Genomic DNA, 24,188 nt, shown 5'->3' with positions numbered 1-24,188 from the left:
CTTGTTTCGGAGTTTGAGGCAAACATTTACTTCACGCTTGTTGCTCGCTCAAGCACTGAGGCAGGAATCATTAAGCCCAACTTAGTCGCGGCACTTTTATTGACAACGAGATCTGAACCTTTAGCGACTTTAACGTCCAAAGTACCAGGATCTGTGCCTTCAATAATGGCAGCAACATAATCGGCCGTTTGTACGCCCACTTGGTAGTAGTCAAAGCCAAGACTCGCAATTGCCCCTTTTTCTACATACGAAGTCGCACCACCGAGAACCGGAACTTTCGCTTGGTTAGCCGCAACAATCATCCCTTCAATCGCACTGGCAACCGTATTGTCTGTTGGTGCGTAGATGACATCTGATTTAGCCACAATAGCTTGAGTCGCCGATTGAACATCCGCACTCTTCAATGCTGTTGCTTCCACAATCTCGATGCCTTGCTCCGCCGCACTTTTCTTCAGTAGTTCCACCAAGGTCACCGCATTAGCTTCACCTGGATTAAACACCACGCCAATCGACTTCACGTCAGGCATGATTTCTTTGATCAGTTGAACGTGTTGACCCACGGGAGATAAATCAGATAGGCCAGTAACGTTTTTTCCTGGCTGCTCCATAGATTTCACGAGCTTAGCACCTACTGGATCCGTCACGGCAGTAAAGACGACAGGGATAGAACGTGTCGCAGACACCAAAGCTTGAGCGGTAGGCGTTGCAATACCAACTAATACATCGGGTTTTTCACCTACGTATTGGCGAGCGATTTGTACGGCAATGGCTGGATTCCCTTGAGCGGTTTTATAATCAAACTCTAGGTTCTTACCCTCTTCATAACCTTTAGCTTTTAAGCCATCGATTAATCCTTGACGAGTCGCGTCAAGTGCTGGGTGCTCAACGATCTGAGAAACGGCAACTTTAGCGGTTTTCGCCATGATGCTAGTTGAAGAGAGAAGTGTGACACCTGCGAGTAGTGCGCCCGCAATGATTTTTCCTGCTTTCATCTTAACTCCTTGATGTAAAACCACTCGTGCCGACTACTTGGCTATTCTGGCTCGTTTCGACCTGCCCGTCGCCCTATCTAGTGTCAAAGTAGATTCGCGCTTAGGAATGCATAAAACGGAGCGGTTTAAGCAATAATGATGTTGTGTTGGTAAGGCTGTTTTAATTTTAAGTTGCACAAATAATGTGCACATTCATTATTAGCAGCTAGGAGAATAAAAGAAAAGCCAGTTTTAACATTTAAGCAACAAAAGGAGAGCTAGGTTACTTTTACAACTTACTCGCATGAATCAACAAATTACGTGGCGTGGTTTCACGTGAGCAAAATTCAGAGACCATCACCTGGTAACCACTCTGCTGTAAGTACAATGCTTTGTCATACACAAGCCACAATTCCAACAAACGGCGGAACGGCTGTTGAACAAGGCTCATTCGCTCCATTTGCCAATAACGCTCATGCCCTAGCCTCTCGTAATATTCGAAGTCGATAGAAGGTAATTCAATCCCTTTCTTGTCACTGGCCCATCGGCAAAAGGCTTCAAAACCGTCTGACAGCTGAGATTTCTTCACACTTGGCACCGGCTGATACTGCTCAAAACCTAGAGCTTCGTTTAACAGCAGATCAAAGCCGAGTCGGTAAGTCATCTCTTCCAAACGATGACGTTTAACGCGCTCACCTCCCGTCACCGTTTCCTGCAACGGGATCCTCAGTTCGCTTTTGCTTAACTGTAATGTCGACTGCTGAGCGGCAATAGACAGTGGCTGATATTCTTCACCTTGGATCAAATGATAACAGCATGGTGAGAGTGTCAGCGCAGGTAACCGCTGCTCCACGCCTTTTTGAATTAATGATACGTGAAGATCGCCACAGGCATGCAAAGCAACAGCATGTTGATTCGGGTTCAGAGCAGTTATCGATTCTGCACTCAATGCATCTCCCTGCACAAAATGCATATCCAGCCCTTGTCTGTCGGCTTCATGCTGGCCTGATTGGCAAAGTGCAGACTGAAACTCAAAGCTCGTGACTTTTTCACCGCTCTGACTTGCCAAGATCCGCCCTAAAAAGCCTTTCCCAGAGCACCATTCTAACCATTCACTACCGGCATGCTTAGTCAATGCTGCCTCGCCCATTGAAACGATCTGTTCAAGTTTACGACCAGGCACACCACTGTCTACGCCACGGGCTAGCTCAAGGCCATGAATCTGAACTTGTTGAAGGTTGGTCCAAGTTAAAAGCTGTTTTAAAGAAGGCAGATACTGACTCAGAGCGTCGACAAGCTCATCATTGCTCTGTTTAAAATGTTCGATCTCTTGCGGGGATAGCGTATTCAACCAATGTGTGAGTTCGGGCTGTGCCGATTTCCATGGTAAGACACGTCGAGCACTAGAGAAAAACGGCTCGAAGCGCCAAAACGTTTGGTGTTCGAGTAGAAACTGGTCGATTGATTGGAATGTGTTGAGCATGACTTCCCCCTGAGAAGACGTAGTTTAGAGGGAAGTCCGCCAAGATGGTAGAAGATTAACGAACAGGTAGGTCGATATCTTTAAACATCTCATCAATTTCAGCGTTAGATTTAAGTGAGAGCGCTTGCTCCACCACTGGACGCGTTAGGTGCGGTGCAAAACGCTCCATAAAATCAAACATATATGAACGTAAGAATGTACCGCGTCTAAAGCCGATGCTTGTAGTACTAGCACCAAAGATATGACTCGCATCAATCGCAACCAGATCGGTATCTTGCTCTTGGTCAATCGCCATGCTAGCAATCACACCAACACCAATTCCCATTCTTACATAGGTTTTGATCACATCAGCATCTGTTGCGGTAAAGACCACTCTAGGTGTTAGTCCATACTTATTGAACGCAGTATCAAGTTCTGAGCGCCCTGTGAAGCCAAAGACATAGGTCACCAATGGGAAGGAAGCCAGATCTTGAATCGTCACTTTCTCTTTTTGCGCAAGAGGGTGATTTTTCGGCACAACAATCGAACGATTCCAGTGATAACAAGGCAGCATGATCGCATCTTGGTATAAGTGAAGCGCTTCAGTCGCAATCGCAAAATTGGCAGTCCCTTTCGCAATCGCTTCTGACATCTGAGACGGGGTCCCTTGGTGCATGTGCAGTGACACTTTCGGGTAACGCGCAGTAAAGCCTTTAATCACATCCGGCAGTGCGTAGCGCGCTTGAGTATGGGTTGTTGAGATGTTTAATGTCCCCATCTCTGGGTGAGTGTGTTCACCAGCAACCGCTTTAATACTCTCGACACGAGCAAGAATTTCTTGGGAGATTCGAATGATGTCTTCACCAGCACCGGTGACCTGAGTAAGGTGCTTACCACTGCGTTCGAAGATTTGAATGCCAAGTTCATCTTCAAGTAAGCGTACTTGCTTACTGATCCCTGGCTGTGAGGTGTATAGGCTTTCCGCTGTCGCGGACACATTCAAATTGTGGTTAACCACCTCAACAATATACTTCAATTGTTGTAATTTCATTTTGACCCCGTAATCCTTTATCGACGCCGCACTGCGAGCAAACATAGTTTATAATATTTAGTTATAACGCCTTACGTATGAAATTGATAGTCCATTTCCTAGTAGGCTCAAGAAAACAGAGTGGTTTTTTGCCTAGAACGTCTATTTTGCAACCAAATACTCAGAATCAGCTTTGCAAAGTGTTTTTTCGTTAATAAAATTACTAAGTTGAGCAATAATGCGAAACAGTTACAGTCGCATGGCAGGATCGTGTATGCTTAACGGCTAGCCATTAAAAATACATAAGATACGGAATTTATGAATATAGGGTTAATCATAGCTTTAGTTGCCATCTTATTGGTGCTGGTTCTTGGCTATAACATTATGCTTCAGTATAAGGTTAAAGCGGAGACTGCTCGTAAACAGGAAAGCTCTCGCTACCTGCAAATTATTGATGCAACAGAAGAGTTAATCGGTCACGCTCACCACATGCCTTACAGCAAAGAGCTATTGGTGTGTCTGAATACTCGTATCTTAGATGCGGTTCAAAGCATGTATGAATTGGATCCGAAAAACCGACACCTTGAACAACGCGTTCAGCATGTTAAGGACCAAATCAAGCAGCTAGAAGACAATCACAACGGCAGCGAAAGTACGGCTTTTAAAGTACCAAGCAGTGACAAGCAAGCCATCATGATGCTTAAGCTAGTGAAACGTCTCCGTGATACCGTTCGAAGTGAGCACAATAAAGGTCGTTTAGAAACACAAGCGTATGTTGCCGAAAACGCTCGCTTAGAGACCATCCAAATTCGCATCAACATCGAGAACGTTATCAAACGCTCTAACGATGCCATTGTTCGTGGTCAACCTGGTACAGCGATCCAGCTATTGAAAAAAGGCTTAGATGCCTTGAGTACCAAGAACGATGCCTACTCAAATCAAGCTCGTGAAAAGCTGCAAGGTATGTACGATGACTTAGAGTCAAAACGCCAAACCAAAAATGCAGAAGAGCTACACCAAATCGAAGAGAACGAACGCAAGGACGATATGGACGCGCTCTTCGGAGAAAAGAAAAAGTGGTGATATAATCACACACGCTTGTTTTCAAAAAGGTCGCTATTGCGGCCTTTTCTATTTATTTTTGCAAAGTTTACCGCCCGATGATCGAATTAGACCAATACCAATCCCTATTAGAGCCAATCAACGGCTTCCTACAATGCTCAACGCCTGATGCATGGGTTGAGGAAGCGCGCAAACCAGAAAACCTCAAAGTGGTACTCATTGACCACCTGCTATGTGAGCTGAAAGCTGGTCAATCAGCCATGTACCTAATTCGCAAATATGCGGTAGACCAATCCAGTGCATATAGCCTACTCGACTGGTTCAAGCCATATGAAGACTTTGCTTATCGAAAAACTGGAAGCCTGGAAACTCTCAAAGGTAAGAGCAACATCTCTAAGGCCATCATGGCAAAATCCGACTCCCCTTACAGCCAAGATCTGATTGATAAGATGGTGTTACTCATCAAAGAAGAACTGCACCATTTCTATCAAGTGTTAGAGATCATGGAGAGCCGAGGCATTGCTTATGAACCAGTACAAGCAAGCCGCTACGCAAAGGGCCTCATTGGCAGCATGGCAACGCATGAGCCTCAAACGCTGATCGATAAGTTGATCATTGGGGCGTACATTGAAGCGCGTTCATGTGAACGCTTCGCCAAACTTGCCCCGCATATGGATGAAGAGATCGCCAAATTTTATATTTCTCTACTTCGCTCTGAAGCAAGGCACTATCAAGATTACCTAACATTAGCAGAAGAGATCGCGGGCTCAGATATCAGTGAACGCATTGACGACTTTGGCCGCTTAGAAGCTGAACTCATCTCTTCACCAGATACCGATTTTAAATTCCACAGTGGTGTACCGGCATAAAGGTTCAAGGAAGCTCTATGCTAGACGCGCGCTATCGTGACACCGTAGACTAAAAGAAAAAGGCTCTGAGCAAACACTCAGAGCCTTTATCGTTGTATTGATGAGCCTCACCAACCACTAGGCGCGGTCTGGGTGATTCAAAATGTGGTCTTCCCAATTGACGACATCAATTTCGTACACCACTTTGTTTCTGACACTTTCACCAGCTGCATGCATAGCCGATTTGGATCCTGTTATCAGTGGATGCCACTCAGGAAGTGGTTGGCCTTCTGCCAATAGGCGATAAGCGCAGGTATGTGGCAACCAAGTAAAGTCTTCAATATCATCACGCGTTAGCTTGGTACACTCTTCATCATAATTGAAGCGATTAGGGTAATCTTTGCACGAACACGTTTTACTGTTGAGTAAGCTACACGCTACATTGGTGTAGTAAATTTCGTCTGTGTCCTCATCCATGAGTTTATGTAAACAGCACTTACCACAACCATCACATAGAGACTCCCACTCTTTCTCTGTCATCTCTTCCAATGGTTTTTGCTGCCAAAATTGGGTCATGTTGTTCAACCTCAGTTTTCCAATACGTCATGGATTAAAGAAAGCCGAATTTATATAGATCCTTGCTGCAAAGTGCAAGTGATTCCACCCTACTCACTCGATCAATTTGCTGCTCTCTTGCTCAATCTGTTCTTTCAATGAGGCCACTGCCCACCCCAAGCTGTCTAGTCGATCTACTAATATATCCAACTCTGCATGAGCCATTGACCACTGTTCAGTCTCGATCAGAGACTCGACGTAAGTCAATCTTCCATAGATAGGGGATAAACTATTGGCATAGTTTTCAATCGCTTTAGACTCTTTAGAGATCTCTGCCCAGCGCCCCTGTTCAGACAATAAAGAGAGATTAGCCATCTTCGTTCTGGCCGCTAAAAAGCGTTCAACGAGTTTGTCAGTTTGTGCTAAGGCCAGTTGTTCTTGTTGAATGAGTTCTTCATCTTGCGTTTCTGCCCTACTGTCATCGCCCTGCTGCCTATTAATGTCAACGACAGACAGATAGTGAGGAGACGTAAAGTAAACAAAGCCAAAACTAGCAGCTCCAACCACCAAGAGCGTGAGCAAAGCACCAAAGGTGAGTCCTTTTTTAAAACGTTGCTTTTCACGTTGTTCATCAACATGTTGTGCTGCTTTATTCTGTTTAAGGGCCGTATGAAACTGGGTTTCTATCCGATCAACATGCTCAAATAAAATGAACCCAATCGTCTCATAGTCAACCAGATATTGAGGCTGTTCTATCTCTAGCCACCGATAAATGCGCCCGCATAACTGCTCACTTCGGTATAAGTCTTTTAACTGTTCGTAGGTCGGCCTCATACTTTTCAATTCCGACAACGATTGGTGGTTAACCCAATCTAAAAGCTCTTTTCTCATTTTAGCGCTTTTGACATCTGGAGATGGCATGATGGTTAAGCAGCGCATCAGCAGCTCCAAACCATCCGCATAACCGGAGATACCTTCTACTTTAAGCTTAGCGAGCGTTAGGTATCCGCTCATCATTAGATCAAGACCTGGCCCTGAAGCGAGCTGTTCACACTGTTTTAAAACAACATTCCAACTCGTCCCTCCCGTGAGTGGGTTATTGCGACCATTAATTTCATCTCGCACTTTTTGGTAACTTGGATGATTTCTTATTATTTTTGAATCATTGGTAATGGTATAAATTTGACGTTCAAGCAGCACTGAATTGGACATAGATACTTCGTCCTAGTAAAGAAAGGAGCGAACCTATCGCTCCTAAATTCGTTAATATAAAGTCTTAGACAGTTTGAACGATTTGAATAACCGCTCTGTAAATGGGTTCGAATCGGACTCTGCATTAATGCGATAGATCATGTCCCCACCGTCAACGTTAAATCGGTAGTCAACCGATGTCTGGCTCGCAGAAACCACATTGCCTTTTTCAAGTAGACGGAAGAACGCCCAAGGCCCCTGCAGACTGACGCTTCTCGGTGAAAGATTAGATTGAGTGGGCACTAACGTCACTTTTGAGACGGCTGAATCTCTCAGTGTATTTGGCCAAATCAGCTCAACACCTGCTCTAGGGCCGTGGCTATACGTCAAATACTGGCCGTCTACATTCAGAACACTACGGCGTTTATTACCACTTAACTGTATTGGTTCTACGGAGAAATTTACGTCCAATATGCCTTTACGATTGAAGAACGCCTGCCTAATTCGTTCAGCCTGAGAAATTTGTGATATCACTTCAGGCCGAATGAGTGATTGTTGAGTATTCATGTCATCCACCGCGATGTTTTCATCAATAAAGACTTTTAACTGATTTGAATAGAACCTATCCAGTGTGCCGCCAGGCGCAAAGAACGCTTCAAAATCCTGCAGTGCGATATCTTTAGTAGACGCTTGATTAAACGGATAACGGCCAGCTATTTTCATGCTGTATGGCTTATAAACATCTTCATACCAACGCACTTCTAGATGTTTGATCGCTTCTTGCTTAACGACATACCAACTTTCATTAGCAAGCTTTGCCACCATGGTATCCAATGGTTTGGGAAGCCCTGATGCGATGCGGTTTAACGTATATATAGGGTCTGAACTGGTCAGCATCACTCGTTCTTTTGTTGCCGAAAGTGCCGCCATCCCCACATCAGGCGATTCTTGTATGGATTTCAAATAGGTCTTCAGTTCATCGATCGAAATCAGGACTTCATTGACATACGCAGGTTGTTCTCCCACTGATGTTAACATCAGATTGAGCTCTGAAAATGGAGATTGGATATTAGACGCGACTTGATACTTAGCACTCTTTATAAGCTCTGCTTCAGCTTCACCGCTGACATCAAAACCTTTAATCATCAGAGTGTTACTCTCAAGCGTTCTCAGTAGTCGCTGTAACGGTTCAACGTTGCCGGTTAAGTTTTCTAGAACCACCACGGCATCATTGATGTCTGTAAAATGTTTTATGTCGATATCGTTCAAGGCGGCACGCCAAGTCGTCACGTAGTCGGCGACATACAGGTTGCGGATTTTTTCACGTAATACCTGTTTGTCCGCTTCACTAAATTGCGCTGTTTTTGCTTGACCAAGCACCCAACTGTCAATCAAAGCCAGTTCAGAGACTTGCTCAGTGCGCGGCATGAAGTAATTCTCAAACCCTGATTTAGTCAGTATTTGAGGAATATAATAGCTTTGATTACTCACTCGCTCTTCGAAAACCACATCAAACACAGGCCCAATCAGACTACGCAGACTAATCGAAGGTCCTAACACGGTTTGAGCATTCAATTTAAGGTTTCGATACACTCGCTGATCATTCGGGATAGTGCTGAGTTCAAACTGCGCTTGAGCAATAACCTGTTCATAAGGGCGAACTACGGCTTCAGCATCGGGCTCCCCCATCGCTACTTTTCCAGCTAAATCTGTATGGCGCATGGCATAATCTAGATGATCAAGTAGCTCCCCTTGCACGCTTTTTTGACCGGAAAACGCCTGCTGCCAATACTTGGCGAAATAATCGAGCACATAATCTTTGTAGCGACCACTCTTATCCACCAGCATTTTGTAGACTCGAAGCGCAGCTAGCTTCTCTTCATCTGTTTGAGCTTGCTTTAAATCAACAACCACATCCGCCATTAACAAAGGCAAAAAGCGATTTTCTAGCAAGTTAAGGTAGGTATCCTCTACCCTTGGGCCAATGACATGACCTTGGTATAAGCCAAAATCGGACACATAACGTGGTTTTTCTCGAAAGAAACCAAACTCTAAGGTCGCTTGGCGAATCTTATTCAATGGTTCAAGGATCTCTTCTTTTGATGCACTCGATAACGAGGTTGGAAACTGCTCTTTATAATCGTTCACCTTTGCCAGAACGGCATCCGATTGTTCTAAATTGCCCAAGTAATATCGATGCCAAGTGCCGACAAGTAGCGCGCTAGCCACAAAGCATGAGGAGAGTGAAAGAGCAATCAAACGGCGCTTATGCTTAGCAACGCGAAAGTTATCAGTCGCCAGCCCTGCCTCTGGGTAAATAATGTTATTAAAGAGACGTTGGGTGAAATAGATCGTTGAGTTTTTCGCGTTTTGCGCGGTATTCACAGCATGTGTCAAACCATAACGGCGAGCAGCAGAATCGCTAAACGCATTGGTTGGCACACCTTGTTGATAGACAGAAGTAAAATAGGTCCCCCTGACTAAGGCTGATGTTGAGAACTGATCACTGGATAAGGCATCCGCTAGAAACGTTTTCAAGATGCTTTGCAAACCCGACATTTGACGAGTAAAGCTGTAGATCGCCGCACGCTCTTCATGAGTCAAACGCTCGACAACCGCATGTGGGTAATGGTCGTGGATACGTGACACAAACCCTGAATATTCAGCTGAGAACTCTTCGAGCCATTGGTCTAAGTTATCGACAGATTCCAATGAGAAAGTGAAACCCAACACATCATCACGCTGCTCTTTTGAGTAATGTTTAAAGAAGGGTTCAAAGCCCGACAATAAATCCAATTTCGTTAGCGTGATATAAACAGGTAAGCGCGTTGCTAAGGTTTCCATCAGCTCTCGAATACGAGCGCGAAGGAGATTTGCATAGGCTTTACGCTCCGTAGCCGTCGCCGTTGATAGGTGCGCGATATCTATCGCCAACACAATGCCGTTAAGTGGACGACGGCTGCGTGTTTTTTCAAGCCACTCAACAAAATGGAGCCATAGACGTCGCTCTAGCTCTCCATCATTTTCTTCCGAGCGGTTACCTTGTGTGAGTAATTCTCCATCTGGGTCGATCAGTACCGATTGATCGCCCACCCACCAGTCAAATGAGTATGGGTTCTCACTTTTTTTGCCTGACGCTCTCATCACAGAAGACAACGCAAAATTCTGACCTGAACGGTTTATTAGGCTGGTTTTCCCTGCGTTTTCTAACCCAAGAACTAAATACCACGGCAGCGAATATAAGTAATTACGAGTGTTCAGGCTTTGTTTCATTTCAGCCATCACACCATTTAGTTCGACTTCCTGTCGCTTTTCATAAACCAAAATAGGATCGACTTTTAACTGTTCTTCTCGATGTTGCTGCTCGTTAACCGCTTGTAACTTTCTCCATTGAAACAATCCCCAGATCGACAATGACCCAAGGGTAAGAACAAGTGAAGAGATCGCGCGAGCACCTACTGATGACAATGGCTGACTTTCTCCCACATCTAGCCAAGGGCCAGCCCACCATATTGCGACATTGAGTAAGATAAAAAGAGTCACCAGTAACAGTGGCATTATTACTGCAAAACCTAGCTTAAATTTGGTTGCCATCCCTAGAATACGTTTCCACATCGATCTACCCCTAAGTTATTCTGACGCTGTGTTTTGTTGTAGTTGTTGCACTAACGAGGGTTCCCACTGAACGACACTCGTTTGTAAGATTTCTTGCTCTAATGTTTGGTACTGCGATAACGCGATTCCATCGAGTTGATGATGTTTTAAGAGATCAGCGCCTATCAATCGCCAATAAAAACGATCTCTAGGCTCACTAGCAACGACCAGCCCATCATTGACCATCGACATCGCAACAGAGATTCCACCTTCCTTTGCTAAATCGAAGGCTTCTTGACGTAATTCCTGCCAAGCTCCATTGCTCTGACCATACGGAGAGCACTCTGTTTTAGACTCATAGATCCAATTTCTCACTTCATTTGGAACGAAGGGCTTCCCCCCTTTAAAGGCCATTTCTACAAGATAAGGAAAACGCTCCAGAAAGGTCTGAGTTTCTTCTTTAATCGCATTGCTCCAATCTGTGCGCTCCAATGCCTCTGCAATCTGAGCGCTCAGCATCTGACCTTCAAACCAAAATGGTGCGACTGTTAAGCTTTGTTCCACCTTTCTCCACAGCGCCAAGTTTGGGCTGTCCATTTGCTCGCGATACTCTTTCACCCTGTCACTTTGCATCGATCTCAACACCGAATGGCCTTGGGCATTATGATCGGGCAGAGAGTCTATCGAGCTCCACATCGCATATCGACGCACTCGAATGGCGAGCACGGAGCCCATTTCTTGCTCTGAGAGAAAACTCGCCACTTTGAGTAACGTCTCTTTCGTGGCTTTATCACTGGAATTGTCAACGGTAAAGGTTGGAGGCTCTGACGCTATCGAAGCTGATGGTATGGTTGGTGGAGTCGAGCTTACTGGCACCGAGGCCAATCGTTCTGCCCGTTTGATTAACTCACTATTGATTGTTATGACTATCGACTCTGAAAGATCGGATGACAGTTGCTTTGCTGTTAATGTTTGCTGCCATTCACTGACGGCCTCTTTTAGCTCATCCACCAATGACGTATTCAAACAAGCAAAATCGAACTTCTTTACCGCCGTCGAAAATCGCTGACATATCTGACTGAAAAATTTCCGGCGAGGGAGTTTCCCTCGGTCGCCTTGAGCTGGAAAACTGTCTTCCCAGTAGTGCTCAATAAAATCGCGCATCACACCAAATGAAACAATCAAGCGAGTCGGATTTATGTCATGATGTAAGCACTGGAGTAAGTACACGAGCAACTTAATGTCTTTACTCTTCTCACTAAGCAGAGTAATTGCACTGTGCTCAACTTGTTGCCATTGAACTGAGCCATGCGCAAGAGAGCCAACTTTCATCATTTGCTCTTCGACATACTCATAGAGCGCATCATCAATCAACCTGACCCCAACTGGCGAGTCACCTTCAATGGGTTTCACTACACTAGAACGGTATTGTGTCAATTCCATACTCACCACCCGCACTCTTCTCGTAATGGCACGAGGTCTTCGTTCAGCGTAGAACCATCAAACCTAAGGCTATCTGCTGCTGTCGAGTTAGAACGCAATACCAAACGTGACTGTTTCGCCATCGCCTTCATCATTGAAATAGCGGGTAAACCTTGTGCGGACGAAAAGAGCAAGCCGGTGTCATCACTGCGCCAAGATTGCTGCGGCCCACCAGCAACCGACACTGTAATCCTGCCATCTTGCACTGCTTGAGGAAACGTAAGCTCCACTCGGCTAATGTTGTTAATACAGCTCATAATTAATACAGGAGCCACGTCTTCTGACTCCGATGCGGCCACTAAGGTTACCCATTTGTCTTTCTCTTCCAAAGATGACTCTGCGTCAGACGTGGAAGCGCGCCCCTCAAAGGCCATTTCCCATTGCCATGGATACTCTACTTCGCTGCGCTTAACACGAGGAGGTAACTGCGGAGGAAAAAGCGTGTCAAAGCAATCTAATCTTTCTAACCGAGCTGTCATGACTTGGCACTGATGAACGAGCCCTAACTTATTGGCCCCATTCTGTTCCGCATTAAGAGGTGAGGCGACTAGAAACAAGGTTGTAAATGCGATAGGCAAGACCACTCTCATATCGGTTTGATCTCCAGCTTGAGGCACTTGTAAGCTAGCGTGCGCTTAGGCAGCCCCAAACTCTCAGCCGCTTTACCTCGATTCCCCGCAAACTGCATCAACCGGTCGCGAATGATTTGTTCTTCATACTCACTCACTGCCTGCTTTAAATCGGTGATCGATGAAAACTCGCTCTGATAGTTTTGGTAAGGATTACCATGCGCTCTAAACTGAGCGATGTCTCGCTCTTGTGGTTGAACAATGCTTTCTAACTCAAAGGTCAAACAAGAAATACGATTTGCTAAACTTCCTTCTGACACTTCCAGCTCATGGCGACACTGTGCACAACCAAACTCAATTAAGTGCTTAAGCTCTCGAACATTTCCAGGAAATGAATACTGCTTAATGCATTCCAATGCGCGGTAATGTAACCCTCGAATATCCGTACCATGACGCTGATTAAACGCCTTCACAAAATGTTCGCTTAGCAGCTCGATATCTTCTAAGCGAGCAGACAAACTCGGCAAAGTGAGTGGGTATTGGAATAATCGATAATAGAGATCTTGTCGAAACTGCTTGTCTCTCACTTGAGCAAGCAAATTGACATGAGTCGCCGATACCAGTCGAAAGTCTGAACTGTGTTCTTCTTTGCCACCAATAGGCCTAAAGCGTTTGGTTTCTAGCACTCGCAGTAATTTCGCTTGCAACGTCAGAGGCATATCGCCAATTTCATCGAGAAAAAGCGTCCCACCATCAGCTTGTGCGATAAGCCCTTGTCGGTCAGCGTCCGCGCCGGAGAACGCCCCTTTACTGTAACCAAACAATTCACTTTCCAGTAAGTTCTCTGGTATTGCCGCACAGTTGATTGCAACCATAGGTTTATCACTACGATCGGAAAGCTGGTGAATCGCTTGAGCGACAAGTTCTTTACCTGTCCCTGTCTCTCCCTGAACCATAACCGACAAATGAGACTCTGCAGCGCTGACAATTTGCTCTCTTAAGCTATTCATTGCTCTGCTTTTGCCTATCAACACGCTCGACAGTTCGTCCGCTAACACTTTTTTCTCAGTATGCCTTTGGATGTCACTCAATGATTCAGAAAGCACTTTGATGTCTCGCTGCTCTTGCTCCATTTCGTCTAACAAATTCCACTGCTTGGCAAAAACATCGAAAAACTGACTGACTTCACGACTCTCAATAGCACGTTGAATGATCTTCTGATCACCAATCATCATTAAAATAAATTGAATTTTCTGCGAGTTCAGAGGTAATGGTTCGATACAGACATGATCAAACAAGCCCACATGCGCAACGAGATTGGCGAAATGGCGGTCAGACTGCCAATACAGCAATTCATCTGCAGACAGCGACATCGCTCGGGCATTTTGAAGGACATGGGAAAAAGGATGATTCAAATCATTCACCGCCCAAGAGCAAACATCTCCTTGTCTATGTGGGATCAGTCTTCTTCCATCAGAATTGGGCGTTAATACTAAGCATTCAGATAATCGAAGCTGCGAAGAGACCATCTCGGCAAATTTGTTCACCAATTCGGACTTGGTTTTAATACCAATCAAATCAGTGACACTTTCTAACCATCCAGAGTTCATCATTCCACCTCACCGATAAATTCACCCTCTTTTGCCGATAGAGAGATTCGCTCGACGGGCTCTTGACGAGAAAGCTTGTTCAGTAACGAGAGTGAGATAGGCGGTAACAATTGCCCCTCAATGATCGCTTCAAGCATACGTGCGCCGTTTTCAGCGCGGGTCGCTCTCGCGAGAATTTCCTCCACCAAGGAGGAGTCAATCACCACTTTTGCCCGGTAGCGCTTTTTAAACAGTACTTCTAGGCGAGTTAACTTCCCTCGCACTATTTCCTCTAACACGTGCGGCGCAAGAGGCATATAGGGAATCACTTCCATTCTTGCTAGCAGAGCAGGTTTAAAGAACGTGGACAATTCAGGGTAGAGCGCTTCATCAAGCAGTTTGAGGTTGTCGCAATGATCGACAATGGTCTGAAAGCCGAGGTTAGACGTTAAGAAGAACACGATATTCTGACAGTCAATCAGGCGCCCCTCACCATCAGCAAGTTCACCTTTATCAAACGCTTGATAGAACAAGTTCAAGACGTCTGGGTGTGCTTTTTCGACTTCATCAAGCAGAACGACGGAATAAGGCATTTTACGAATCGCTTCGGTTAGCACCCCGCCCTCTCCATAGCCTACATAACCAGGTGGCGAGCCGATAAGGCGTGAAACCGTATGCTTCTCTTGGTATTCCGACATATTGATGGTGGTGAGGAACTGCTTGCCTCCGAACAAATGGTCCGTTAGCTGAATCACGGTTTCAGTTTTACCGACTCCACTTGGTCCAACGAAAAGAAATGCCCCTTTTGGTCTTCCGGGTCTACGCAAGTCAGCACGAGCCGTTAGCAAGTGTTTATGAACGCGCTCTATCGCCGTATCTTGGCCTTTGATGGTGCTTCTAAGCGTCGCGGTTAAATGCGTAATACGATGCAATTCATCACTGTTCATCTGATCAATTGGCACACCCGTCCAATCAGCGATTACTTCAACAATTTGTGCTTCATCAACTTGTGGGTGAATAAGTCGTTCATCCTGAGGAATACGCTCAAGCTCTTGATACTTAATACAAATTTCACCAAGCAATTCAGATTTACTCTCATCGCTCTTCTCATCTTGACGGTTCACCTCAGCTCGCAAAGCAATAATGTCTTCGATGAGTCGCTTTTGTTTTTGCCATCGCTCAGTCAGCTGATCGCGTTCTTGCTCATCAGCTAACTCTTCCGTTCTCAGGGTATCTAACCGCTCACTGTTCTTCTCTTGCCCAAGTAAAGCGGCGCGCTCTAACATACTGATCTCAAGTTGACGTTGGTGAGCGGCCGTTTCAATGAAAGCTAATCGCTTTGGGGGCGTGGTTAAGTTAATCGCAATACGAGCACAAGCGGTGTCTAATACATCGATGGCTTTGTCAGGCAGCTGCCGTCCAGAGAGATAACGATTCGAGAGTTCCGCTGCAGCTTTCAGTGCACCATCAGTAATCAGGACATTATGTGTGCTTTCATACACAGAGTTGAGGCCGCGTAAAATGTCGACGGTTTGCTCTACCGTTGGCTCATCCAGCTTAACGAGTTGGAATCGACGGGTAAGCGCAGGATCCTTCTCGAAATATTTTTTGTATTCTTTCCACGTTGTCGCGGCTACGGCACTGAGCTCTCCTCTTGCTAACGCTGGTTTAAGTAAGTTCGCTGCATCGCCTCCGCCTTCTTGGTTGCCCGCGCCAATAAGGGTATGAGCTTCATCAATAAACAAGATAGTACGTTTGGGTGCGCTTTTTATTGCATCGATTACACCTTTCAACCGCTTTTCAAATTCACCTTTCACCGAAGCTCCGGCTTGTAATAAGCCAAGATCGAGTGAGTAAAGTTCGATGTCTGTCAATTGATTGGGCACTTTGCCAGAAGCAATGCGTAACGCTAACCCCTCGACAACGGCGCTTTTACCAACGCCTGCATCCCCCACTACAATTGGATTGTTCTTTCTTCGGCGACAAAGGATATCAATCATCAAGTTAATTTCAGATTCACGGCATAACACGGGATCAAGCACGCCTTGTCTCGCTTGTTCGGTCACATTGGTGCCGTACTTTTCAAGAAGAGACATCGGTTGGGTACTGATATCAGAGGCAGGTGCGGCTTGATTTCGAGGTCTGAGAGTTTCAGCCGAATCAAGAAAAATGGAATTAAATTCCTTATTCAACGTTTCCCGGTTAATCGCACTAAATAAACGAGCTAACATCGGATTCATATAACGTTCGGAGCGAGAGAGCGCCGCAAGGAAGATCGCACCTGAACGTAACTCCGTCTGTGCAAGCTCAGTCGTTGACAGCAACCAAGCTTCTTGGAGCAGTTCAACCAATAACGGGGAGAAAGCCGGATAGCTATCCATCGAGTGGTCACGCTCAAAGCGGTAAGCGAGCGCCTGATGAACATCATCAAGCGCAATGTCTGACTGCTTGAGCAAAACTCGAATATCGGAAAGTGGGTTGTTTAAAAGTGCATCTAAATAATGTTCAAAGGTAATTTCACTGTGCTCGCGTTCCATGCACAATGCACCAGCTTGCTCTAATGCAAGCTTACATTGTTCGTTCAATGTTTTAATGAGAGAGGATAATTCAATTCGTATCACAGCAATTCCCTAGCCTGTCTAATTCTTTATAAAATTTGATTAAGTTGTTCGATGACATCACTCGTTTTGACATGTAACGAGTAGCTATAACCAAGAAACGCCCCGACCCATAACGCAGTAAAGCCAGCAAAAATGGACCAAATAGGAAGCTGTTTTCTCAACGCATATTTCGATCGAACAACATGATCGGTTGCTTTAGTTAACGGGGCCAAGGCCTCGCCATGTCGGTCATAAAGCAATGCATAAAGCCTTTCGATAACCTTATCTCGCTCTACTTGCCCAGACTCAATCACGCGATATTTACCCTCAAAACCAAGGACAAGACACTGATATAGGAATTCCAAAAGTTCACGGTACTGTGCCGGCTCTGACTCAATTCGCTTCAAGATGGTAAACACTTTCTCTCCGCCCCAAGTTTCATTGTGAAAACGGGACAACATAGAATGAGCCGCCCAAACGGTAGAAGCTCCCCACTGACTGCCCATGACCGCTTCATCTAAAAATGTGCACAGGATGTAACGATATGCCATCAATACCGCATGGTCATAGCCAAGCTCTTTCAGCTCGATTTCAATGGTCTTTATCTCTTCAATGGTTTGCTCATAAATGGACTCAATGTTGTCGCACTCAGTCAATTGCTTGATTCGAACAGAAAGGCCCAGTAAAGGCGTTGCTGCATCAACCAGGGGATTAGACATATTTCCTCTCAACTGAAACCAATAGTCTTGGTCTTGGTTTATCTTCTCGACATCATCGAAAAGGAGGTGGCTATATGTTGAGCTTTTCTTATCCATTATTGACTCCTGATCGCCCAAAACTGCAATTCAAGCTCTTCAAATGCCGCGGCGATATGAAGGGCAAATCCGCTAGAATTTGAAAGTTGTTGCCAAGCGCTACTTGTTTTATCGAGTTGGTAATAGAGATAACCTGCATGGTAAGGCAGTTGACGAGGAACGACTGGCAAGGCAACTAATGGCACACCCGGTAACTGCAGTGAGATCAACTCTCGAATTTTTTCTACTGAAGAGACTTTGGTCTGCTGAGTAAACTGTCTGCGCAATTCATCCATCGGCATGCGAGCCTTCACTGCGATAATGAAATCCGCACTTTCCATCAACTGCGGGTCTTGAATTGGCGCTACCATCAAACCGTATTTACGTTTGTCTAACTGAATCGCGACCGCTCTTGGTTCTAAGACAACACTCAATGCCTGACGTAAATGTCGAATCAAAGGCCAGAATGATTCCGTGGGCATATCGTGGTTATAACTCACCATCTTTGGTGGCATTCGACTTTCATCGGTAAATGTCGCTAGCTCACCCGCGATGGTCGACAGACACTCAAACAATCGCTCTGGGTGCAAACTGCGTAGCTCGGCCAGATGTTGTACTTGTGGCTGAAGTCGATTAAGCGCTTGGAGTAACATGAAGTCAGATACGTCGGCCACACCACCTTGCGAGGGTGAGCTGATACGTTGAGCGATGTTCTTTGCGCGTTCACGCATAAGGCCAGACATTTCATTGATAAAACGATGAAGCGCTTGATTCCCCACAACGTTGACGTGACAAGGGATAAAATCAGAATCCATCACAACACTTCCATCTGGGCGTTTTTCAAGAATTCTTCCGACAGCAATAGACGTAAAAGCACTTCGATCTTCTTTCTCTAGCATCAGCTGGACTTTGAATGGAGAAACATCAATCGTCGTCATATCGCCTTGCAGTGTGTGAACATCCCTCACTTCTAACCGCTGACTGTCATAACGCCCTGTGCCTTGAGACTCAGGCCAATTCACTTCACGCAAAGATTCACTTCGAAGAGGAACCGCTAAGTAAACCAGCTGGTTCGCAAGTGACGCGTCTTCTATCTCAAGTGCATCGGGCAGCATTTCTTCTTGAGGGATGCGGAAAACCGCTCCGTCTGGCATGATGCCCACTGCACGCTCAACGGCTATACGGCCGAAAGAGAGATACTCTGGGTTAAAAGAAAACTCTGAAACACCATATAAGTAACGACTCACTGAGCTTATACGTTCATCAACAAAGTACTCCGTATACCTTTGCTGTTGTTGAAAGTGTTGTGGCTTAATAAACAACCCTTCATTCCATATCACACGGTTGCGTGAAAACATCGTTATTCCACCCTATCCAGTTTTACATCGTAATCGCTGAGTAACATCAGCAAGTGATATTCCCGACCTTTATTCAACACCTTGACGGCTTTCTTCCACTCACTCAGCTCAATATCTGAGAAGTTTGCCAATACAGCGATATAGTTGGTTTCGTCATCAACTTCGATTTGATTCACAAACTTGAATTGACCCGGTAGCATCACGTAGTCATATCGCTTCACAAAATTGCTTCTCAGCGCCTTCTTATGGTCGTCCCTTAACTGGTCATAACTTGCTGACATAAACATTGAGTCATCCACCAGCTCAAATACCTGAATTTCGACCGGCGAGGCCTGCCCCCAAACGCTTGGATTTACCCCTTCATCGGCGACTAAACTGAACGTAACCGTTGTCGGTGCGTTTTCGGGCACATAAGGTTCTGTGCTGCTGCACGCCGATAAGACAAAAGAAAGCAGGCCAATGATTAACGGATTTTTCACCATTAAAACTCCATCTGTTTCTCACGAATTCTTCGGTCATACGCTTGCTCAAAGATTTCCCAAAACAACTTTTCGAAGCCTTGCTGTCGCTGTGAGGTGAGCTCTTGATAATAGTTTTGATACATTTCCCACGCCCAAGCATCTTCACCTTGGTCGCTTACATGATGTTGGCGCTTGTAGTGATTAAAGCGGCGAAGTAACACGTCGGGAGAAAACGACCTGAGTATTTGGCCCAAAGCTTCACTTGTCGCGTATTGCATCGCCTCATTATGAGCTTGAACATTCGCGAGGCTTTCACGGATGGCTGCAGCTGCAGATAGGTGAACATGACTTTTATCACCGTCATACAAGGTCTTGATCGTCTCTTCATAAGAGAGTCCTAATCGAAGTGGGTTATCTTCGATCGGCTGTAGGTTTCGATTCAAAGTGCCGAATCGTCCATCGTTGACTTGCTGATGAAGTGATAAAATGCCTTGAATGCAAGCTTGCAATGACTCACCCATTTCTTGAGACAGCAGGTGCATCCGCTCTACACTGTCTGTATTTTCAACGTCTACCCCTAGCCCATTCAACATTGGCCCAGTCAGTAAGTGATTCGTCCCTGATGCACTTTCTGGTGCTGAGTGGATGCTTTTTGCAGCTTCTTCTTCAATGAGATCAAGCACTTGTTCGTCCATTATTAAGCCCTCTGATACGTTGTGTGTTGTAGGTTGGTCTACTTCAAGATCTGTGTTTGGATAACCAGTGTCGTTATTACGACCATTGGTTGGCGATTGCTTTTTCTTTAAACCAAAGCCAAACGTTAAGATTTTTTTCAGTGTCATTGATGACGATATTTGATGCTCACTGTCTGCCTGTAATGTGTGATTAGGATGCTTGACTGAGAGATGTTCATCATCCAAGAGCGAGTCCTCATGGCCTTGAGATTTTCCGTTTCCAAGCGCGCTTAGTGGATCTGTATTTACTGTGGGTTCATTCTGAGGTGTATCCGCTTCATCAAAGTTCCCATCCGCAACTAAGTCCTCTTTTGTGCTGGGATACCAATGAGACAAAGGCTCTGCAACCAACTCATCCTCACAATCACCTAGCATCACTCGAATCTGATAAGGGCCCACCTGTACTCGATCTCTATGGACTAACTTCGCCAATCCCCCTTGTCCAATAGGCATATCGGAGTGGTTTAAATACGTCTTTCCACATAGATCTCGAAGGCAAAATGCACCATCTACCACCACCACTTCGCAATGTTCTTCGTCAATGGGTTGATTGGCGTTCTGCAGTTGCCAGTCAGCTTCTGATGAAGAACCGATGACCCCTCCGTGACTATTCCACGAAATAAGCGCCGAGAGTTTCGATTCTAGTATCTGCGCATTGACGACAAGCAGTGTCAGCTTGGGTAACTCGGTAATTTCCATTTACTGCCTCACTTGAATTAACACATTGTGCTCTTGAGTTTGTCCGTTCAAAAAAGAAGTCCAACCAAGTGCGCCTTCACCGGACATACCCAATCTAAAGTCAGGGGCATCACAGCGATTCATTGTGAGCTCTAAGTCGTATGCCATTTGCTCTCTGAGAACAACCTCGATCAGTTTGCACAAAGGACTGAACTCTTTCCCTGATGGTAAAAAATCACTGAACTTACTATGAGATAAGTTGCCAATGCAGATAGTGAACTTGCTATTGCAGTCAACAACCGACTCCCCAATAATGCTTGTGCTCCCAAGCGCTGAATTCAACACACCAATCGAAGTCTGTTGTGAACGCTCTATTTTCACCGTACGAGGTGTCCATTGACGAATCTCGACATGGTCTAAATCAAAGCAGTGCGCAATGATGCCAGCGACGACCTGTGGTGAACGGCTTCGTCCCGCAAGCGTTCCGGAGTAAGCAAGCATCTTGCACCAATTGATTGGCGTGTCCCCTCTCAACTCCGGGAGCCCTAATCCAACCAAAGACAGTAACTGGGCTGAAAATTCATCTTCAGCATTGGGCTGAAAGCGAACAAAATAGCGATACTTGCGCCAAATTCGATGAACCAGATTGATCAATCGGTTATTAAAAAAATCGAAAAATGGCTGTTTCATGCCTCCCGGGTCTTCATTCACCAGTTGCTCGACGATAAAACCAGGTAGAGGCGACTGTGCTCCAGATAAGCCAAAAAAATTGGTGAGCATCACCATGCGTTCATCGTCTCGATGAGTCACTTTCTCTACGTCCGAAGGTGAAAATCCTAAACTGGTATTTGCACTAAAAACCAGTTTGCATTGTCTTTCCCATTCCTCGTCCTCTGGGTTCAATTGATGGAGTTTTTGAAGTAACTCAACCAACTGATAAAAATTGTAATCATGCACGTTCGTAAGTTTTGGAAAGTCGACCTGAGCGTTATCCATCACATGATCGGTTGCATCCCTTCCTGAGGCCCCCATGTATACTTCTCCCGATTCGTTGTGTTGATAACGTGCAACTCATGAAATGAGTTAATGCTCGAATAAAGCGCTAAAAAATGACTTAACACGGTCCCAAATAGATAAACTTCCCCTTCGCTGCCAAATCCTGATTGGTCGATATAAATCTTCGATTGCAATCCTCTGATAGGGCGACCCTTCATGATTTTATCGAGCGGGCTAGATTCAATTTTCTGTATTGCGTCTAAACGTCGACGTGAGATTCGTTCAGCTTGACGGTCAACAAGTGCCTTAAAATCATACGCTTTCAATACACTGCACAAAGCGTCTTTAGAGAGCAGTGATAAATAGTTAAGCGACAAATTTGAGATCAAGGTCCATAGTAAACTGCCGTCTAAAACCGGCCTTAAAGACTGAGAAGGCAAAGTAATGTTTTCAAAGCTTGCAAACGGTGGTGATGTCTCCGTTGAATGACAAATATCCCCAATACCTAATTCCAAGGGCAACAGTCGATTAGTACACATCAACTTAATAGATATTGCTTCATCGAGATCAAGAGAAGTGGTTTCGTCACTTCGCACAAAAGAAATATAGGTTTCAAAACCATCGTTTCGAATGCTCTCTTTTACTCGGGTGCGGTAATACAACGCCTTACGATTTCGTACCCGTTCCACTTCATGTTGAAAGCTCTCAAAAGACGCATATTGACGTTCTGAACCTCGAATACGCTGCCCATTCACTGAACGGTCTTGCCAACCGGTCACAGACTCTATGTTAAAGACCTCATAGTGAGAGGGGTAACAACTTGAAGGCATCACTCGGTACTCAGTCTGACGCCCAGATAAGTCAATAGGATCGGAGTCGTGATCAAATAAATTGATGATTGGAGTACAATACAATTGAAAGTTTTCCTGTTGAACTCGAACCTCGGCAGGCAGAGTCTTGGTGAAGTACAACTTCAATGTCAGCGACCCAGTGATATGTCCAGGCATTGCTTTTTTAACCCCAGAGAGATCAAAAAAGTAAAACGCTTCAGGAAAAGAGAGGTATTCCTGCAAGATTCGATACCCTTCGTAAACGTTATTTGGGTAAGGTAATAAAGCATCCTTTCTTTCAAAGCCTACCGTTTTGAAACATTCCTTCGGCAAGGAAAACTCAACACCATCGACTTCTACTGAAGCCTTATCTAAATAGTGGTTCAGCCATAGGTAGAGCATTTGAGCGCTGTATTTATCACCACCAAGGTAAAACCTTAAGGCATCAATATCTGCATTACCTAAAGTGGTATCACCTTGCAGCTCAAGGTTTAAGTCGATAACCGTTGCCTTGCGAGTATGAAGCGCTTTCACCCCACTACAACTCAATGGGTATAAGGTGACATCTCGGCATGTTTTGAAATGGCATTGAGTGCCAAGAATCGGCTTACTGTCGACTTGTGTCCCTTGTTCAATAACTTGTTTTTCACTGACGCTGTGATCCGGTGAAAATGCCAAAATGCTCATGCTCGGTACTGGGCGAAGGTAATTGGGCCAAAGCATGTTGATCATTGAATGCGTTAACTCTGGAAACTCATCATCAACCTTCTCGCGTAGACGCCCAGTCAAAAATGCGAAACCTTCTAGTAACCGCTCCACATCGGGGTCCATCGTGCGCCCATGAAGGAAGCGCGACAATTGAGGGTGAATCTCGGTAAACTCACGTCCCTGCTCTTTCAGAAAGGTAAGTTCTTCTCTAAAGTATTTATCTTGAGTCATTTGCCTAAATCACCCGATATTGTCTATTTTGTTCAAGCATGAGATCAAACTGAACCTTGTCATGTATTGCGTCACTATTAATGGCGGCAATGATCTGGAAACGAAGTGCGAGCGGACTACAAGGGTCACTAAACGACCTCACTTCAATATTTTTCAGCCTTGGTTCATAGCGGTTTAAACATTGTTGAATCGCCAATTTAATTTTCAGTGACAGATCTAAGGTATCTAAAGTTGCGTCATTAAAATCGATTAAACCAAGCGAAGGGACACTTTGTGCTCCACCTTCTCTGGTATTTAACACCCGAGAGACATTTAGCTTAATTGAGGCCAACACCTTGGCGGCCTCAGGCCCTTGAGTAAGAGAGTAATCGCTTGAGTTGGCTTCTAAACGCTCGAAGAAGCCAACGCCAAACGTACTTTCTTCTGGTGCACAGTACGCCATGAC

19 protein-coding genes are annotated in these 24,188 nt (G+C 45.2%); 2 read left to right on the top strand and 17 right to left on the bottom strand.

Annotated features, from left to right (window positions below; translation table 11 throughout):
* Positions 1 to 26: 26 nt before the first annotated feature.
* The 3 genes from EJ063_RS06380 to cysB form a co-directional block, all read right to left on the bottom strand.
* Positions 27 to 992, bottom strand: a complete 966-nt coding sequence (locus EJ063_RS06380; RefSeq protein ID WP_126573200.1) for an ABC transporter substrate-binding protein — start codon at positions 990 to 992, stop codon at positions 27 to 29.
* A gap of 268 nt (positions 993 to 1,260) precedes the next feature.
* Entirely contained in the window at positions 1,261 to 2,454 is a 1,194-nt protein-coding gene (locus tag EJ063_RS06375) for a methyltransferase (RefSeq protein WP_126573199.1), read from the bottom strand.
* 55 nt (positions 2,455 to 2,509) lie between these two features.
* The gene (gene cysB / locus EJ063_RS06370) at positions 2,510 to 3,484 is read right to left on the bottom strand and encodes an HTH-type transcriptional regulator CysB (protein ID WP_126573198.1); all 975 of its coding nucleotides are present in this window, start codon (positions 3,482 to 3,484) and stop codon (positions 2,510 to 2,512) included.
* 297 nt (positions 3,485 to 3,781) lie between these two features.
* Between cysB and EJ063_RS06365 the strand changes: the two genes are divergently transcribed.
* A complete protein-coding gene (locus tag EJ063_RS06365; RefSeq protein ID WP_126573197.1) occupies positions 3,782 to 4,546 on the top strand; it encodes a DNA repair protein in 765 nt (254 codons plus the stop codon).
* Between the two features lie 77 nt (positions 4,547 to 4,623).
* Positions 4,624 to 5,394, top strand: a complete 771-nt coding sequence (gene miaE / locus EJ063_RS06360) for a tRNA isopentenyl-2-thiomethyl-A-37 hydroxylase MiaE (RefSeq protein WP_126573196.1) — start codon at positions 4,624 to 4,626, stop codon at positions 5,392 to 5,394.
* Between the two features lie 117 nt (positions 5,395 to 5,511).
* Here miaE and EJ063_RS06355 read toward each other — a convergent pair whose 3' ends face one another.
* The 14 genes from EJ063_RS06355 to tssE all read right to left on the bottom strand — a co-directional run bounded on the left by EJ063_RS06355 (position 5,512) and on the right by tssE (position 24,185).
* Positions 5,512 to 5,949 (bottom strand): YcgN family cysteine cluster protein, encoded by a 438-nt coding sequence (locus EJ063_RS06355; protein ID WP_126573195.1) that lies wholly within the window; start codon positions 5,947 to 5,949, stop codon positions 5,512 to 5,514.
* A gap of 93 nt (positions 5,950 to 6,042) precedes the next feature.
* Entirely contained in the window at positions 6,043 to 7,140 is a 1,098-nt protein-coding gene (locus EJ063_RS06350) for a type VI secretion system ImpA family N-terminal domain-containing protein (RefSeq protein ID WP_126573194.1), read from the bottom strand.
* A gap of 51 nt (positions 7,141 to 7,191) precedes the next feature.
* A complete protein-coding gene (tssM, locus tag EJ063_RS06345; protein WP_126573193.1) occupies positions 7,192 to 10,734 on the bottom strand; it encodes a type VI secretion system membrane subunit TssM in 3,543 nt (1,180 codons plus the stop codon).
* Between the two features lie 15 nt (positions 10,735 to 10,749).
* On the bottom strand, positions 10,750 to 12,156 hold the full coding sequence (gene tssA / locus EJ063_RS06340) for a type VI secretion system protein TssA (protein ID WP_126573192.1): 1,407 nt from the start codon (positions 12,154 to 12,156) through the stop codon (positions 10,750 to 10,752).
* 2 nt (positions 12,157 to 12,158) lie between these two features.
* Positions 12,159 to 12,773 carry a type VI secretion system-associated protein VasI gene (gene vasI, locus EJ063_RS06335; protein WP_158675991.1) on the bottom strand — a complete coding sequence of 205 codons (615 nt, stop codon included), beginning with the start codon at positions 12,771 to 12,773 and terminating at the stop codon, positions 12,159 to 12,161.
* Positions 12,774 to 12,781: 8 nt separating this feature from the next.
* Positions 12,782 to 14,377: a sigma-54 interaction domain-containing protein gene (locus tag EJ063_RS06330; RefSeq protein WP_126573190.1), complete on the bottom strand. Its 1,596-nt coding sequence runs from the start codon at positions 14,375 to 14,377 to the stop codon at positions 12,782 to 12,784.
* Entirely contained in the window at positions 14,374 to 16,974 is a 2,601-nt protein-coding gene (tssH, locus tag EJ063_RS06325; RefSeq protein WP_126573189.1) for a type VI secretion system ATPase TssH, read from the bottom strand. The genes EJ063_RS06330 and tssH overlap by 4 nt, the downstream gene beginning before the upstream one ends.
* A gap of 26 nt (positions 16,975 to 17,000) precedes the next feature.
* Complete coding sequence (gene icmH, locus EJ063_RS06320; protein ID WP_126573188.1) at positions 17,001 to 17,768, bottom strand: type IVB secretion system protein IcmH/DotU; 768 nt, start codon at positions 17,766 to 17,768, stop codon at positions 17,001 to 17,003.
* The gene (gene tssK, locus EJ063_RS06315; protein WP_126573187.1) at positions 17,768 to 19,105 is read right to left on the bottom strand and encodes a type VI secretion system baseplate subunit TssK; all 1,338 of its coding nucleotides are present in this window, start codon (positions 19,103 to 19,105) and stop codon (positions 17,768 to 17,770) included. The genes icmH and tssK overlap by 1 nt, the downstream gene beginning before the upstream one ends.
* Before the next feature lie 2 nt (positions 19,106 to 19,107).
* Positions 19,108 to 19,587 carry a type VI secretion system lipoprotein TssJ gene (gene tssJ, locus EJ063_RS06310; RefSeq protein WP_126573186.1) on the bottom strand — a complete coding sequence of 160 codons (480 nt, stop codon included), beginning with the start codon at positions 19,585 to 19,587 and terminating at the stop codon, positions 19,108 to 19,110.
* Positions 19,587 to 20,999, bottom strand: coding sequence for a type VI secretion system-associated FHA domain protein TagH (gene tagH, locus EJ063_RS06305; RefSeq protein WP_126573185.1), 1,413 nt, complete (start codon positions 20,997 to 20,999; stop codon positions 19,587 to 19,589). The genes tssJ and tagH overlap by 1 nt, the downstream gene beginning before the upstream one ends.
* A complete protein-coding gene (gene tssG, locus EJ063_RS06300; RefSeq protein WP_126573184.1) occupies positions 21,000 to 22,010 on the bottom strand; it encodes a type VI secretion system baseplate subunit TssG in 1,011 nt (336 codons plus the stop codon).
* Entirely contained in the window at positions 21,974 to 23,743 is a 1,770-nt protein-coding gene (tssF, locus tag EJ063_RS06295) for a type VI secretion system baseplate subunit TssF (RefSeq protein ID WP_126573183.1), read from the bottom strand. Before tssF ends, tssG begins: the two co-directional genes overlap by 37 nt.
* A 4-nt stretch (positions 23,744 to 23,747) precedes the next feature.
* Positions 23,748 to 24,185, bottom strand: a complete 438-nt coding sequence (gene tssE, locus EJ063_RS06290) for a type VI secretion system baseplate subunit TssE (RefSeq protein WP_126573182.1) — start codon at positions 24,183 to 24,185, stop codon at positions 23,748 to 23,750.
* Positions 24,186 to 24,188: the final 3 nt, after the last annotated feature.

Origin of the sequence: Vibrio aquaticus (assembly GCF_003970385.1) — a bacterium.
Lineage (GTDB): Bacteria > Pseudomonadota > Gammaproteobacteria > Enterobacterales > Vibrionaceae > Vibrio > Vibrio aquaticus.
This window is presented reverse-complemented; position numbering and strand designations above follow the sequence as displayed.

Bases quoted from the DNA above. Each gene is read 5' to 3' on its own strand.
- tssK (WP_126573187.1), bottom strand. From the start codon at position 19,105: ATGTTTTCACGCAACCGTGTGATATGGAATGAAGGGTTGTTTATTAAG.
- EJ063_RS06365 (WP_126573197.1), top strand. From the start codon at position 3,782: ATGAATATAGGGTTAATCATAGCTTTAGTTGCCATCTTATTGGTGCTG.
- tssG (WP_126573184.1), bottom strand. From the start codon at position 22,010: ATGGGGGCCTCAGGAAGGGATGCAACCGATCATGTGATGGATAACGCT.
- tssE (WP_126573182.1), bottom strand. From the start codon at position 24,185: ATGGCGTACTGTGCACCAGAAGAAAGTACGTTTGGCGTTGGCTTCTTC.
- cysB (WP_126573198.1), bottom strand. From the start codon at position 3,484: ATGAAATTACAACAATTGAAGTATATTGTTGAGGTGGTTAACCACAAT.
- icmH (WP_126573188.1), bottom strand. From the start codon at position 17,768: ATGGATAAGAAAAGCTCAACATATAGCCACCTCCTTTTCGATGATGTC.
- miaE (WP_126573196.1), top strand. From the start codon at position 4,624: ATGATCGAATTAGACCAATACCAATCCCTATTAGAGCCAATCAACGGC.
- tagH (WP_126573185.1), bottom strand. From the start codon at position 20,999: ATGGAAATTACCGAGTTACCCAAGCTGACACTGCTTGTCGTCAATGCG.
- EJ063_RS06375 (WP_126573199.1), bottom strand. From the start codon at position 2,454: ATGCTCAACACATTCCAATCAATCGACCAGTTTCTACTCGAACACCAA.
- tssM (WP_126573193.1), bottom strand. From the start codon at position 10,734: ATGTGGAAACGTATTCTAGGGATGGCAACCAAATTTAAGCTAGGTTTT.
- EJ063_RS06355 (WP_126573195.1), bottom strand. From the start codon at position 5,949: ATGACCCAATTTTGGCAGCAAAAACCATTGGAAGAGATGACAGAGAAA.
- EJ063_RS06350 (WP_126573194.1), bottom strand. From the start codon at position 7,140: ATGTCCAATTCAGTGCTGCTTGAACGTCAAATTTATACCATTACCAAT.
- tssA (WP_126573192.1), bottom strand. From the start codon at position 12,156: ATGGAATTGACACAATACCGTTCTAGTGTAGTGAAACCCATTGAAGGT.
- EJ063_RS06380 (WP_126573200.1), bottom strand. From the start codon at position 992: ATGAAAGCAGGAAAAATCATTGCGGGCGCACTACTCGCAGGTGTCACA.
- tssF (WP_126573183.1), bottom strand. From the start codon at position 23,743: ATGACTCAAGATAAATACTTTAGAGAAGAACTTACCTTTCTGAAAGAG.
- EJ063_RS06330 (WP_126573190.1), bottom strand. From the start codon at position 14,377: ATGATGAACTCTGGATGGTTAGAAAGTGTCACTGATTTGATTGGTATT.
- tssJ (WP_126573186.1), bottom strand. From the start codon at position 19,587: ATGGTGAAAAATCCGTTAATCATTGGCCTGCTTTCTTTTGTCTTATCG.